At 39.4% G+C, this 13,909-nt stretch carries 11 protein-coding genes; 2 read left to right on the plus strand and 9 right to left on the minus strand.

Going from position 1 to position 13,909, the window contains the following annotated elements; genetic code table 11:
* The 4 genes from ACTJKA_RS15295 to ACTJKA_RS15310 all read right to left on the minus strand — a co-directional run.
* Window positions 1–266, minus strand: a 266-nt coding sequence (locus ACTJKA_RS15295; RefSeq protein WP_327859632.1) for a T7SS effector LXG polymorphic toxin, incomplete at its 3' end; no start/stop codon positions are given.
* Window positions 267–506: 240 nt separating this feature from the next.
* The gene (locus tag ACTJKA_RS15300; protein ID WP_268357473.1) at window positions 507–1,742 is read right to left on the minus strand and encodes a TerD family protein; all 1,236 of its coding nucleotides are present in this window, start codon (window positions 1,740–1,742) and stop codon (window positions 507–509) included.
* Window positions 1,743–2,115: 373 nt separating this feature from the next.
* Window positions 2,116–3,555 (minus strand): 6-phospho-beta-glucosidase BglA, encoded by a 1,440-nt coding sequence (bglA, locus tag ACTJKA_RS15305; protein ID WP_440607839.1) that lies wholly within the window; start codon window positions 3,553–3,555, stop codon window positions 2,116–2,118.
* Between the two features lie 9 nt (window positions 3,556–3,564).
* A complete protein-coding gene (locus ACTJKA_RS15310; RefSeq protein WP_440607830.1) occupies window positions 3,565–5,463 on the minus strand; it encodes a beta-glucoside-specific PTS transporter subunit IIABC in 1,899 nt (632 codons plus the stop codon).
* A gap of 155 nt (window positions 5,464–5,618) precedes the next feature.
* On the opposite strand from ACTJKA_RS15310, the gene ACTJKA_RS15315 reads away from it, so the two are divergent.
* The gene (locus ACTJKA_RS15315; protein WP_171465964.1) at window positions 5,619–6,329 is read left to right on the plus strand and encodes a GntR family transcriptional regulator; all 711 of its coding nucleotides are present in this window, start codon (window positions 5,619–5,621) and stop codon (window positions 6,327–6,329) included.
* Window positions 6,330–6,378: 49 nt separating this feature from the next.
* Here ACTJKA_RS15315 and ACTJKA_RS15320 read toward each other — a convergent pair whose 3' ends face one another.
* Both ACTJKA_RS15320 and ACTJKA_RS15325 read right to left on the minus strand, forming a co-directional pair.
* Window positions 6,379–7,386: a hypothetical protein gene (locus tag ACTJKA_RS15320; protein WP_017368419.1), complete on the minus strand. Its 1,008-nt coding sequence runs from the start codon at window positions 7,384–7,386 to the stop codon at window positions 6,379–6,381.
* A 119-nt stretch (window positions 7,387–7,505) separates the two neighbouring features.
* Window positions 7,506–9,683, minus strand: coding sequence for an Ig-like domain-containing protein (locus tag ACTJKA_RS15325; protein ID WP_268357476.1), 2,178 nt, complete (start codon window positions 9,681–9,683; stop codon window positions 7,506–7,508).
* Between the two features lie 252 nt (window positions 9,684–9,935).
* Here ACTJKA_RS15325 and ACTJKA_RS15330 point away from each other — a divergent pair, with 252 nt between their 5' ends.
* Window positions 9,936–10,832, plus strand: coding sequence for a PhzF family phenazine biosynthesis protein (locus ACTJKA_RS15330; protein ID WP_265154215.1), 897 nt, complete (start codon window positions 9,936–9,938; stop codon window positions 10,830–10,832).
* Window positions 10,833–10,871: 39 nt separating this feature from the next.
* Here ACTJKA_RS15330 and ACTJKA_RS15335 read toward each other — a convergent pair whose 3' ends face one another.
* The 3 genes from ACTJKA_RS15335 to ACTJKA_RS15345 form a co-directional block, all read right to left on the minus strand.
* Entirely contained in the window at window positions 10,872–11,732 is an 861-nt protein-coding gene (locus tag ACTJKA_RS15335) for a LysR family transcriptional regulator (protein ID WP_336750380.1), read from the minus strand.
* A 114-nt stretch (window positions 11,733–11,846) separates the two neighbouring features.
* The gene (locus ACTJKA_RS15340) at window positions 11,847–13,190 is read right to left on the minus strand and encodes a TcaA 3rd/4th domain-containing protein (RefSeq protein ID WP_144610818.1); all 1,344 of its coding nucleotides are present in this window, start codon (window positions 13,188–13,190) and stop codon (window positions 11,847–11,849) included.
* 180 nt (window positions 13,191–13,370) lie between these two features.
* Window positions 13,371–13,877: an LURP-one-related/scramblase family protein gene (locus ACTJKA_RS15345; RefSeq protein ID WP_440607831.1), complete on the minus strand. Its 507-nt coding sequence runs from the start codon at window positions 13,875–13,877 to the stop codon at window positions 13,371–13,373.
* Between the last annotated feature and the right edge of the window lie 32 nt (window positions 13,878–13,909).

Below are 13,909 nucleotides of genomic sequence, written 5' to 3' on the forward strand. Positions count from 1 at the left end.
TCTAAAAAGTGTTCTTCTACAAAGGTGTCGCCGCCAAAATTTGTATCATCAAGTGTCCCAGAAACACCTTCATGAAAGGCTTTTTGTTTATCAATGAAACTAATAAACATGTCCACATTTCCGGCGAGTTCTTTGTAGAAGCTTTTAATGTTATCGGCACCTTTTCCAGTGAAGTCGTCACCGAGATTGGCAACACCTTGAAGTGCCTTTTTTAAATCTATCATTTGTTCACGGAGTTCCTGATAGTGTTTTGCCCTTGTATCCATGACACTGGTTAGTGCTTTTGCATCAAGTATCTTGCCCAGATTAAGCCACTCCCTCCATTATTGATCATAAAGTCTATTTTACCGTGACCTCCAAAACGGAAAAATAGGCTAAATGACACAAAAAATGGAATGAACTCTCTATTCAATTTACCCTCTAATTTGGATAAACGAGTTTAACAATTGTAGAGATATAGAAAAGGCCAGACAGTTCATTATACTCTGTCTAGCCACATGTTCACGTTACTTATAGTCATTGATTGGTCCTTTATCCATCAAAACATCGATCTCATTTGAATATTTCATTTTTAACTTCGGTCTACGCTCAGAGTTTGGTTTACTGTAAAGCTCTAGTGGATGGATGATCACGCCATCATTTGTGTTTTGAAGAATACCTGGAACACAAGAATAAATTCGATCATTGTCATTTGCATGTTTCGCGTGAATCGTGACAGACGTTCCTTGATGATTATCGATACTCATAGACACTCTATATCTATAGAAAGAACCTGTTCCATTTGATTGAGCAGAGTAAACAACGGGTACCACCGCAAGGATATCATCATTTAACCTTAGTTTAATGACTTCTGTTTTCATTGATTCACGATCTCTACCGACATCTCCCATATGCTCAACAGCCCCGTTACCGTAACTTTTAAGCGCGGGAACACCTTTTGCGCCAAACATGGCCACATCTATTTGTTTTCCTGACTTCGTATAGACCAATGCGTAAATATCATAATCGGTTCCAGACTCCCAAGATACTGTAGCCGTAATCTCTGGTGTTTTTTCAATGATGATCGGTTTATGACCTTTGTCTAGACTAATTTTACCTTGAACTTTCTCTAAGCTAATAGGTGCAGCGACTTTCTCTTTAGCGGCTGTGTTCATTGGAGCAGGCTCATTAATTTGTTTTTCAGAAACCATTGGAGGAGGTGTAGAAACATCCTGTTCATCAGGTTCAACCTCTACCCCATAAAGCTTGCATAGCCCTTCCAATCCAGAATCGAAGCCACGCCAGATGGATCGTGCTTTCGTTTCACTATTTCTTATGTATAGCTCTACTACGACAATACCCTTTTCATTTGTAAAGCTTACTGGTGTTAGGTATAGGACCTCATCACCTGTTCGAATTTCTGCTTGCAGATTCTTCACATGAGAAAAGCCGATGCCTCGATCCTCTGTTAGTGTAATAGCCATCTTTGTGATTCCGACAGGCACTTTGCTCATATCAAAATTCAATTGATGTCTTTTCAACTGATCTGATATCTCTGCTGGTAAAAGTGTTGCGACACCCGTAGTACTCTCCGGCTGATTGTAAAAAATAATACCATTATCTCCTTGAACTAGATTTGAATCTGTTAAGAGAAACGCCGTTAAAGAAATATCAATTGCAGATGACACTTCATAACTGATGGATAATTGCCCCTTTGGAGAGTTTAGTACGGTATTGGCACCCATTTGCAGAGTTTGATTCATTTCAACAACTCCTATTCTTTATCTACCATTTATCGTTTTTATAGACCAATTATACCAAATAGTGCAATAGAACCTATTAATATCTTTCTCTTTTTTCATCTATGCAATGATATGAGACAATGCCACCTAAAAACAAACTACTCTCGAAAGGAGAATCAATGTGTATAAAAAAATCATCCCAGCTGTTACAGTGATATTCGGTTTTTGGATTCTTCTTCAATTAGCATTTAGTATCAATGTCTTCCACAATCCAATGAATTATTTTATTGTGATCACTCTCTTTTTTCTTTGTATTCAGGCCACATTGAAGCATAGGAAATAAAAAAACCCGAACAAGCGCATCCCACGCTCATCCGGGCCAGTCATTTCTTTATTACACTTCTTCACCATTCGTTGCGATGACGTTTTGATACCAAGTAAACGAATCTTTTTTAAGACGCTTCATTGAACCATTACCTTCGTTATCACGGTCAACATAAATCATGCCGTAGCGTTTTTTCATTTCACCGGTTGTGAATGACACGATATCAATGATGCCCCAAGGTGTGTAGCCGATGAGGTCCACACCGTCATATTCAATCGCTTTTTTCAGTGCTTGAATATGAGAAGCGAGATATTGAATTCGCTCTGGGTCATGAATAGAGCCGTCTTCTTCCACTTGATCAATGGCACCAAAGCCATTTTCCACAATGAATAGCGGGATTTGATAGCGATCGTAAAAACGATTCAATGTATATCTTAAGCCTGTCGGATCAATGGACCAGCCCCAGTCACTTGATTTGATATACGGATTTTCCACACCATGTGGCAGTGCTCCATTGACAATGTCTCCGTTGTGATCAGATACCACATCGCTTTTGACCGTTGTTGACATGTAGTAGCTAAAGCCAAGGTAATCTACTTTTCCTTTTCTTAAGCTTTCTTCATCGCCTTCTTCAAAAGGAATGTGATAGCCTTCGCGTTCAAATTCTTTTAACGCGTAGCTTGGATAGTAGCCACGCACCTGGACATCTGGGAAGAAATAGCGCTGTCTCATATATTCTTCTGCCAGCATGACATCCTCTGGGTTTGAGGAATATGGATAAATTGGCACGTGGGACACCATCGCTCCAATTTGAAAGGACGGATTGATCTCTTTTCCTTTTGCCACTGCCCATGCACTTGCAAGCAATTCATGATGTCCCGCTTGATACATGACTTCTTTGGCATTTTCGCCTTCTTTGACAGATACCCCTGAATTTGTCCAAAGGAACAACGGGTTGTTGACGTCCATTTTGTTATTGATTTCATTAAATGTCATCCAGTACGTGACCTTGTCCTTGTACCGATCGAAGCATACTTCCGCAAATTTCGCGAAATATTCAGCGACTTTTCTGCTTCGGAATCCGCCGTATTCTCTTGCCAAATGAAGGGGCATTTCAAAGTGAGACAACGTAATGACAGGCTCGATTCCATGTTTAATCAGTTCATCAAACACATCATCATAAAACTGTAAGCCTGCTTCATTCGGCTCTTCTTCATCCCCTTTAGGGAAAATTCGGCTCCAGCCGATCGATGTTCGCAAGCATTTTAATCCCATTTCAGCAAACATGGCGATATCTTCTTTGTAACGATGGTAGAAATCAATGGCTTCATGGTTTGGATAAAAAGTTCCTTCTTCTATCGTTTCCGTGATCTGTCTTGGTACACCATGAGCACCTGCTGTCATCACATCTACAACACTCGGCCCTTTGCCAGCTGCATTCCATCCACCTTCGAATTGATGAGCGGCTAATGCCCCGCCCCATAAGAAATCTTTTGGTAAAGTCATTATCTATTCCTCCTATTTCACAATTGTCATCATGACGTCAGTTGGCTGACATGTCGAACGTTTCTCTACAATCACATCTTCGTATGCTTGGGTATTGGTAATGATAACAGGTGTGATTGTTTGTAATCCTTTGCTTTCAATTGCTTCCTGATCAAATGTCATCAACAAGTCACCCTTTTTCACCTTGTCGCCTTCTTTGATATTGAGTGTAAATGCCGATCCATCTAGAGAGACCGTATCAATTCCTACATGAACAAGTAACTCCACCCCAAATTCAGAACGCAGACCAATCGCATGTTTTGTTGGTGCAAGCATGACGACACTGCCATCAAACGGTGCAAACAGTTTGTTATCGGTCGGATGAATGGCAAAACCTTTCCCCATCGCCCCAGAGCTAAATACGGCATCTGGCACTTCAGATAACGAAAGCACCTTTCCTGTAAGTGGAGCCGTGATCATTTCTTCATTGTTCATAGAAGTATTTGCCGTTTCTCCGTCTTGATCTTTAAGAGGTGTTTCACCAGCTGACTGTTCTACTGTATCTTCTCCATATCCGAACATTTGAATAAGCACAACTGGTAAAATCAGCGCAATGGCCACACCAATCAAAATACCAATGATAGACGTTGGATAATCTGCACTGATTCCGTTCACAATCGTCAACGGACCCGGCAGCCCTGCATATGCAAAGTAATAAGGCGTAAAGAAGCTGGCCACAATGGCACCGACCGCTCCAGAAATACACCCGAAAATAAACGGCTTTTTAAAACGTAAGGTGACACCGTAAATCGCAGGCTCCGTAATACCGAAGAGTCCTGTGATTCCAGCTGAAACCCCAACTTTCCGTGTTTCCCGATTTCTTGCTTTTAAAATAACTCCCAGCACCGCACCGACTTGAGCGATAACAGCGATGGTTTGATATGCCTGAAAGGAGTCTCGTCCATATTGTTCAAAGTTCGCAAGTACCATTGGCGTGATGCCCCAGTGAACACCGAAAATCACGAGTACTTGCCAGAAACCGCCGATAATGGCCCCTGCCAGAGCTGGTACATTTTCAGCTAAGACATTGTATCCGTTTGCAATCCCATTTGCACCTGCTGTCGAAAGAGGACCGATTAATAGAATGGTTAACGGAACCATGACGACCATACATAGAAATGGGACAAATAGCGGTTTGACAACCTCATGAATTCGTTTGTTTAAGAATTTTTCTACATAAGAAAGAATCCATACTAAGAAAAGCGGTGGCAAGACGGATGATGTATAAACCGTTTCAGATAACGCAATCCCTAAAAAGGTCACACCTTCCCCTGATGCTACACGTCCGGCAATCTCTGTCCAAGCTGGACTGACAAGTGCTGCTGTACAAGCAACCGCGATGTACATATTCGTTTTGAAATGCTTGGCTGCAGTTATCGCAATAAAAATAGGCAGGAACGTAAACGGTGCCCAAGAAATAAAGCTAAACACTTCATAAGTGCCTGTTTTCGAGAAGCTTGGAAATATCAAATTTATTAAGATAAGTGCACCTTGCAAAATACCAGCTGCGGCTAAAATATACACAAATGGCGCAAACACAGCGGACATGGTCGCAATGACCCGATTCAGTATCGTTCCTTTGTTTTCATTCGGCTGATCATCATCCGACGTTTGGAGCTGAACAAGGTTGAAAAAATGCTCATATACCTCACCTACATGCTGACCGATCACAACCTGAAACTGACCACCGTTTTCCACCACTGTAATGACTCCAAGCATGGCGTTGACTGCTTCTTTTGCCTTTGGATTAGAACGCTTCAACACCAAACGCAGCCTCGTGGCGCATCTTGCGGCACTCACCACATTTTCTTCTCCGCCAACTGCTTCTAAGATGTCTTCTGCAAGCTTTTGATAATCCCTCACTTTTGACATATAAAACCCCCCTTTATCACTACTAGTATATGTACATTATAATTATACCGGTACAATTTATCAATACATATATAATTTTATTTTGCATATCAAAGAGAAATCGGGATGTGCTATAATACAAAGACAATAAATCGTGAAAACAAAGAGGAATGGCTATGTTAAAGTATCAACAAATTGCGAGCGATATTGAAAAATATATTGTCACACATGAGCTGCAGCAAGGAGACAAACTTCCTGTGCTTGAGACTCTTATGAATCAATTTGCTGTGAGCAAAAGTACAATTATCAAATCATTAGATTTACTCGAAAGAAAAGGGATTGTCTATCAGGTGAGGGGCAGCGGCATCTTTGTGAGAAGGCACAGGCGCAAAGGCTATATCAGCCTTTTATCCAACCAAGGATTTAAAAAAGATTTAGAGGAATTTCAACTGACATCAGAAGTTCTCACGTTAGTTACCGTCAAACCGCCAGAAGAAGCTGCGCTGAATTTAAACATTGAACCAGATGAGGATGTTTTCTACCTTAAACGCATTCGTTACATCAATGGACAAACTTTATGTTTAGAAGAGTCCTATTACCGGAAAACCATTATTCCTTACCTCAACACAGAAATTGCAGCCGATTCTGTTTTTAAATTCATTAGTGAAGGCCTTGGTCTTAAAGTGGGCTTTTCTGACATGTACCTGCAAGTTGGCAAACTAAACGAAACTGAAGCGAAGCACCTCGGACTTAAGCAAAATGATCCTGCTCTTCGCGTCGAAACCGTCTTTCATCTCACAAACGGCCAGCCCTTCGACTTCTCGAAAATCACATATAACTACATGCAATCCCAATTTTTTATTCAGGCGAATAATTATTATGGGTGATGAAAGGAAAAAGCCCCTCATTTTTGGGGAGCTTTTTTTAATGCTGGTATCATTTGTAGTAGTTATAGTCATTGAATGTTGCGATCATATCTTCTTGTGTCCCTTTTTTCCCACGATTCGTATTAAAATATAACGTTCCGTCATCGAAATCAACAGCTTCTATCTCAAAAAGAGTAAATGCACTGCTCGTTATTCGGAAAGATAGGTCATTTCTAGTAAACAACTCTTTTGAAAAATCTTTTGTTGTTCCCTTTTGCTCTTTGATCATTTGGTTGATATTTAACGGATACGTGAGAATAACACTCACATTAGAAGCTCCTCCGTTGGGATCTGGCTTAGATAAAGGGACATATAATGTTCCTTGGTAAAAAGAAATTCCTTGAAGAATGTACTTCGAAACATCTACCACTGATTGATGGATCACTGCTTTTGTATAATTTAATGTAAATGTGGCCTCATACTCAAATTTTCCTGTTTGATCATTAAAATCTCCAATGAAAAAGCGATTGCCAGACCTCACAATAAATTTGTCTGCTCCAACAGAATACGTGATGCCGCTAACTGATAAATTCGTTCCCTGGTACTGAAGGACATAGGCTTTAGCCACTTTGTATGTACTTTTTTTCGTGTTCACTTGTAGCTTCACGATCTTTTTTACATACTTGACACCATCGGTCATAGGGGCTACATAAATACTAACTTGCTCATCTCCTTTTTGGGCTTTGACAGCTAAGTCATTGGCATGTCCTAAATCATAGCTAGTACTATTCGTGTCAGAGTTTTTAAGAAGCTTCACTGTTCTATTGCTTGACGAGCTGTTCATTTTAATAGAGTACAATTGTGTCAGCTGGGTTGAAGTATTTATTTTTGCAGCATAAATCATGTTATTGTTACGGTCGACACACATTCCTTGCATAGAGGTGTAGAATCCAGAGCCTGACATTCCAGTATACGTTGTATATGTGTTGAAATAACCGGATTGAGCTTGAACACTTGAAGACCACATACTGCAACAAAAGATAATAGCCGTTAGGACGACATATTTTATTTTTTTCAAGATTGGCACCACCCTATGATTGGAGTTATTTTGAAAATACGATCTGAACATAAAATCGTCACCCTTAAAATGAATGACGATTGTTATAGAAATTAAGTGTGATCATTTATTAGGAAAATCTACTTTTCAGCCTTAAACGTCTTTACTATCTTACTACTCTCTGACATTCCTTTTCCTGTAACGGTAACGTAGATCTTACCGCCCTTAGCGCCTAGTTGTTTGATGGTCACCTTTACAACCTTACCTTTAGAGACCGTTGACTGACCAATTAATTTTCCTGATTGGTTATAGATTTTGACAAGGTCCTGTTTCGATAATTTACTAACGGTGATCACGTCATTTTTCTTCTTGTTGTTGACGATGTTGATTTGGCTGCCTTTTAATGCAGAGGATGGCTCACCTTTAAAAGAAACAGCCTGTTTTCCGCTTTCCAACATCTTGTCACTGCTTCGTGTAACAAATACTTTTCCGCTCTTAGCCCCAACTTGTTTGACGTACAATTTGATGGATGAACTGTTAGCCGGTTTTGATGCGGCTAGTAGTTTGCCGTTTGTTGAATAAACTTTGATGACGTCTTTTTTCTTAAGCTTACTCACTGTAATGACGTCATTTTTATTTTTAAGATTATTGATTTTGATCTGGTTGACTTTTAGAGCGTCTGCTTTTTCACCCTGATAGCGAATTGGTACTCGATTTCCCTCTTTTAGACCAGGTTCTTTCATGCTGATATAAAGCGTTCCACTTGTTTGACCCAATTGTTTCATGGAAATCGTCATGTTCGAGCTCGATGCAGTTTGCTGCGCAATCGCTGTTCCACCAGAAGCTTGTTTAAAGATTTTGATGACGGATTGTTTTTTGATTCCTTTTATCGTCACCGTATCGTTTTTACCTTTATTGTTCGTCACCTTCACTTGGGATGCTGCAAGTGGAGATGTGACGATTTTTTTGACGGTTACGACTGGGAGGGAAACCTTCCTCTTCCCGCTTTGCAACGTGATCGTTACTTTAGAACCTTTTGTTAATTTTCCCGTTTTTAATTTAAAATTTTTCCCTGGGGTGATTGGAAATGGGCCATATTTCTTTTTTGTGGAACTTGTGCTGAGCTTGGACATGGCTTTTATTGTGCTATTTGTAGAATCTGATTGTACTTCTACAACAGCATTAGACCCAAAGGTGCTGAAACCATTAATTGTATCACTCGAATCATCTATATCTTCTACATAAACTTTCTGTACATCTTCTTGAGATTGATCTGTTTCACTTGGGTTATCTGCCATGAACGTCTTTACTGTAATTAAGTCACCACCGATTAATTTTGAAACAGGAACGTCATAGACGCCATTAGAGTCTGTCTGACCTTCTCCAATTACTCTGCCTTCTCCATCTAAAATATGAATTATACTTTCAGGAGCTGCGGTCCCACCCACTGAAGTTGAAAGCTGAGTAAATGGATTAATAGTTGGAGTTGTTGCTGTAATTTGGAAGATCTTTTCATGCAAAGCATTATTATAAGAGGGTTCTATCACTTGAAAATAACTTTGATCTAATGCTTTGATGGTGTTTTTGTCTACACTCAATTCAAAGTTGCCATCATCATCAGCAGTAAGCGTTTGAATGACTTCCTTTTGTTTTTTAAAAATAATCTTTGCATAAGGAATTCCCGTTTTGCCTTTAACAGATTTAGACCATTTTGTTGTAGGAATAAGTGAAATCTGCTTAGGATTAACAATTTTTTTGTAAACGTCGATATTGCTGCCAGTCGTCATTTTCACTGTTAGGAATGTGCCTGCATTTAGAACAGGAAGCTTTAAATGAATGGCATCATTAAATGTTCCTGAGGCAATCACTTTACCATCTTTCATGACCTCTACTTTTGTGTTCTTCACAGTTTTCCCCGTTAGCTCCTGAGAAGTATCATATATCGGATCTAATGAGGTAAACGATTCCTTGAAAACATACACTTTGTTTGAAGAAAGCTTTGTCCCATTTTGGTCATAAGTATCTAGCTCTATCGTTTGGCCTGAACTAAAATTTGAAGAGAACAACTTAAAGTTTCCGTTACTATCTGCTGTTGCGTAGTGCATATATTTAGATTTCCAATTAGCAGGAACACCCCAATCTGCAAATGCGACAATCGCATTTGGCGTTGTTTTACCCGTCAAATAGTTATCACCATATTGATAACGATCAACCGTTGTTTTCGTTCCACCCTCTGCGGCACTTACATTTTCTTGTATATTCAAACTCAACATCATCATACAAAGAATAGAAGCTACTACTTTCAGGACTATTTTCATAAAGATATCCTCTCTTTTCCTATTAATGTTTTTATATACAAATATTATACATTTTAACCAATATAGGTACAAGGTTTAATGTTAAGCCTAAAGACTTATAAAAATCCATATTCATAGATATACAGAGTGATTTCGATCGTTTTTTCATCTTACATGAACAATTCCAATTCATCACATTCAAAAGATTCATTTTACGAATGCATCCTACACACTTATGATGAACATAACAACATGTTTAGGAGGATTCGTCAGATGAAAGATATTAGAGTGTATCATGTCGATGCGTTTACAACTGAGAAATTTGGAGGTAATGCCGCTGGGGTGGTGTTGGATGGGGGATGGTTAACGGAGGATGAGATGCAAAATATCGCCAAGGAGTTGAACTTACCCGAATCCGTTTTCTTGCTGCCGGCACATGATGAGAAAGCTGATTATCGAGTGAAATATTTCACTCCAACGGAAGAGGTCAATTTCTGCGGGCATGCGACGGTTGGGTTGACTTGGCTTTTAGCGACGGAGCTAGGGATGGCTAAAGAAAAATCAGGGGTTGTGTTAGAAACAAAGATCGGCCATGTTCCCGTTATATGGCACGAGGAAAATGGCAAAGTTGTGGATGTGGAGATGACACAGGTCACGCCAAAGACGCGAGATTTTATCATCGATGTAGAAGAGCTTAGTGACATGCTCGGTATAAGCAGTGACAGGATTGATCCATCCTATCCTATAAAATTAGCAAACACCGGAAACTGGCATCTCCTGGTTCCGCTGAAACACCAGGATGACATTGATCAAGCGGCACCAAACTTAGCAGCTTTAGGGAAAATGAATAAAGCGCAGGGTATCACAACGACTCATCTTTATACGTTTCAATCCACAAAGGACTGTGATCTTTATACAAGGGATTTTGCACCTGGCATTGGTATACCCGAAGATCCTGTAACGGGAGCAGCAAACGGAGCATTAGCCGGATATCTGTATTTGGAAGGGATCATTCCTCAGCAAGAAATCACTCATCTGCGCATTGCTCAAGGTGATGCCATCGGCAGACCAGGATTGCTTCGTATCACGGTCATTCCGAATGAAGCAAAGCCGGTGATTAAAGTTGCAGGTGCAGCGGTTATTACCATTCGCGGGGTAATAACGCTATAAATTGATCAGCTTGAATAGAGACTCTCGTTCAAGCTGAATCTATTTAAAATGATCTTTGACCACTTCAATCCATCTTTTAGTAGAGGGAGAGGCTGCGTTAAAAGATTTAAACGCCATATTGATTTCGCGATAAACACTGGTCTCAAGTGGAATTACGTTCGCATGAGGCACCTGAGGCGGCAAAATCAACTTCGGAATGATCGTGAGCCCAAGGCCTTCCTGAACCATAGAGATGAGCGTATTGTTGTCCCCAATCTCAAATAAAACATGGGGTTTTACGCCGCTTTCTTTTAATAATTTCTTAATGAGTTGATCACAGCCCGCTTTTGGCATAATAAATGGTTCATCTTGGAACGAAGCCACTTCCATCACCTTCTTTGTATGGAAACGATGACTCTCTTGCATGAGCACTACCAATTCATCTTGAAACAGTGGAACAGTTTCCAAATCTCTAGATGGCTGTGTTAAAAACCCAAGATCAACTGTGCCAGACGCGATCCACTCTTCAATCTCTTCATAGCCGCCTTCGTATAACTCCAATTGGATATTGGGATAACTTTTCGTAAATCGATGTATCAGCTGCGGAAGCATTTTTGAAGAAAAACTAGAAAACGTGCCGATCTTAATACTCCCCACTTCCATCCCTTGAATCAACGCCGCCTCCTGCTCAAGCAATGACGCATGATGAATGATTTGGCGAATATGCGGCATCACCCGCTCACCTGCATCTGTCAGCGACAGCCCGTTTCGATTCCGATGAAGCAGCACAATGCCAAGCTCTGACTCAAGCTTCGCCATATTATGACTCACCCCAGACTGCGTCAGCCCAAGCTTCTCACCAGCTTTTGTAAAGCTGCCGCATTCAACAACTGTTTGAAATACTTTGTATGGGAATGTCATTCGTTTGCTCACCTCTTTTGCTTTCTGGCCATTAGTATTGGAACGCAGAAAGTACAATTTCCTTTTAAAAGAAATTGTACTTTCTGTAAAAATTATCTCATTTCTTTTGCTAAATTAAAAACTTGTTTTTTCTACCTCTGTGCTTGTCATATACTCATCACTATACGAGTAATCGTCTTCAACACTGCTAATTATCCATGATTTTTTATCTTCAATATATTCGAGAGTAAGCTCAACTTCTGAAAATCCTTCTTCGCTTTCACTGTCGACGTATTCAAGAACTTCTCTTTCTTTATCATGAAACTCTACTGGAATATGTATTAGATGTGATCCTCCACTTCCAATTTCATAGGTAGCCTTCGAAAAATCAATTCTTGTGCCTAGTGCCTTTCCCTCATAATAATTCTTTGAATCATACCCAGCAATCACTTCTATAAACTCTTTCTTAAGATTATCAGACACTTGTTTTAACTTATTTGCATCCTTAGAATTTTTAGCCTCGACCCTCTGCTTTGCGAAATCATTTATCACCTGTTTCATATTTTCTTTAAAAGCTTTATCAATGATTGGATTAGGTGTTAAATCATACTGATTTGTTGATCCTCCGAAAACAGAAGACGTATCTGTATCTTCTTCAACTTTCACTTCATATTCTTTGCTTTTGCCTTCTCCCCATGGGAATTTAGCCTTGCCTTGTAGAGTGATCCCTTCTTTCACAGGACCAAAAGTCGTACCTTCTTCTATTTTCTCTCCAGTTCCTTTTCCATTCACTACTATTTCTGTATTAGGTATCGATGATGAAACATCTACATTATTACCTGAAAAATTAAGACTGACTGTTTTTTCAAAAGAATCAGCATCAAAAAGAGTGAATTCCTCCTCATCATTTACTGTTGTATAATTAAATTTTTTTTCTCCTTTTATATCATATACACCTGGTCCGTAATAGCCCAGCATTTTAGAACTACTGTCTTTTAAGTTGATTTTTTCTCCATTAAAAGAAATTTCAGCACCCTTGGCGGCTTCCACTTCTACCTTATAAGCTCTCGCTTTAATCGTATATTTCTCTCTCCCTAAAAAACCTTTCTCTTTATCTATAAAGAATGGTCCCATAGACAAAAAGGCTTTTCCAAATAGACTCTCAGTAAATGTACTATCCTTACCGTCTGAATTATAATATTTTGCTTGATACTCTAATAACTCAACCTGATTTTCAAATTCTTTACTTTCATTTTTTAGATAGTTAATAATGCTTTCAGCATCATTTTTATCCCATGACATCTCTTTATTTTGAAGCTTCACTAATTTAACTAGGCCCTTTGCATCCCCATTTTCCACTTTTTCCTTAAATTCTTTTGCCAAATCTGCTGGATTTGCTGAACGTCCAGCTACCAAAAAGATAATAATAAATAACAGAACTACACTACTACCAATAATAAATAACGTCTTTTTTTTCATTTTCATACTCCTTAATCAATTTATTTGATTATTATAACACTAAAGTTAAATAATAGAGTATGACCCAAAAAATTCATAATATATGAATCATAAGAATTAGCAATTAAAACTCAATTTACAAAAACACCTCGAAAAGCTTTAAGCTCTTTGAGGTGTTTTATGGATGACTATATTCTGTTTCTAGTTAGTCGTTGTCGTCGACGAAGACCTAGACGCCGCTTCATCCGCTTTCACACAATCAATCGCAACAACCAATGCAATCATCACAGGCTCCATCTCTTCTTTCAAAATATCCACCTTATAGCTGTCACCCCAAGTAAACCATTCCTTCTTTACCTGACCGATCACTTCGCCGCTTTGCAGCACTTGGAAATTCATATCCCACCAGTTCCCTTGTACTTCGATCCTAGCGGCATCAATTGAATATTTTGCTTTGAAGAATGTAAACTCTTTTTTGATCGTCAATACCTCTTGCCCACCGACTTCTACTAAAAACTTTGGTAAAAAGCTGAACATTTTCTTCGTGATTACAGCGATGACTTCTCGTTCTGTATTCAAAATGGTAAACGTCTTTGGCACCTTCATAAAGCTGCCTTCGACCACATATACATCATTCTCCTGTTGATCCTTTACCGTAAACCGGCCGCTCAGACTAAATACCTTTTGCTTCATATACAGCTGCTTCATAAGTACCTCCGATTCCGTTCAAAAATTTATCC

This window comes from Bacillus sp. 22190 (assembly GCF_052045575.1).
Taxonomy (GTDB): Bacteria; Bacillota; Bacilli; order Bacillales; family Bacillaceae; genus Bacillus; species Bacillus altitudinis.

Coding starts and splice junctions, on each gene's coding strand:
- ACTJKA_RS15300 (WP_268357473.1), bottom strand. CDS start 1,742: ATGAATCAAACTCTGCAAATGGGTGCCAATACCGTACTAAACTCTCCA.
- ACTJKA_RS15310 (WP_440607830.1), bottom strand. CDS start 5,463: ATGTCAAAAGTGAGGGATTATCAAAAGCTTGCAGAAGACATCTTAGAA.
- ACTJKA_RS15315 (WP_171465964.1), top strand. CDS start 5,619: ATGTTAAAGTATCAACAAATTGCGAGCGATATTGAAAAATATATTGTC.
- ACTJKA_RS15325 (WP_268357476.1), bottom strand. CDS start 9,683: ATGAAAATAGTCCTGAAAGTAGTAGCTTCTATTCTTTGTATGATGATG.
- ACTJKA_RS15330 (WP_265154215.1), top strand. CDS start 9,936: ATGAAAGATATTAGAGTGTATCATGTCGATGCGTTTACAACTGAGAAA.
- ACTJKA_RS15335 (WP_336750380.1), bottom strand. CDS start 11,732: ATGACATTCCCATACAAAGTATTTCAAACAGTTGTTGAATGCGGCAGC.
- ACTJKA_RS15340 (WP_144610818.1), bottom strand. CDS start 13,190: ATGAAAAAAAAGACGTTATTTATTATTGGTAGTAGTGTAGTTCTGTTA.
- ACTJKA_RS15345 (WP_440607831.1), bottom strand. CDS start 13,877: ATGAAGCAGCTGTATATGAAGCAAAAGGTATTTAGTCTGAGCGGCCGG.